Annotated in this window: 1 protein-coding gene; it reads right to left on the bottom strand. The window is 75.3% G+C overall.

What is annotated here, in order from left to right; genetic code table 11:
* Positions 1–397: hypothetical protein (locus I6F37_RS43545; RefSeq protein WP_225154916.1), on the bottom strand; the 397-nt coding region annotated here is incomplete at both ends.

The raw sequence follows: 397 nt of genomic DNA, 5'->3' as shown, positions 1-397 counted from the left end.
CGCCTCCCCCCGCCGGGAGCGTGCGCGCCTGGACGCGCCAATTGCTGCCGTCCCAGCGCGTCCACGTCAGGAGCGCGTTGCCGTGGGCATCGATCGCCGCCCGCGGTCCGAGCAGCGGCTCGTCGGAGCTGGCCAGCGTCCGGGTCGTGCCGAGCGTGCCGTCCGCGTTGCGGCGCACCGCTTCGGCCACCCACCGGGTGCCGTCCTGGCGGCCCCAGACCATCACGGCGCTGCCGTCGGCGGAGTACGCGACATCGGGAGACCAGGCGGGCTCGCCGGCCTCCGAAAGCTGGACGGCGGGAGTCCAGGAGTACAGCGCGGTGGCGGCCGCCGGCGCCGCGGCGACCGCGAGCGACATCAGCGTCGCGGCGGTGAGTTTGAGGGTGGTGTGCATGGA

Origin of the sequence: Bradyrhizobium sp. NBAIM08, assembly GCF_020193935.1 — a bacterium.
Classification (GTDB): domain Bacteria; phylum Pseudomonadota; class Alphaproteobacteria; order Rhizobiales; family Xanthobacteraceae; genus Bradyrhizobium; species Bradyrhizobium yuanmingense.
This window is presented reverse-complemented; position numbering and strand designations above follow the sequence as displayed.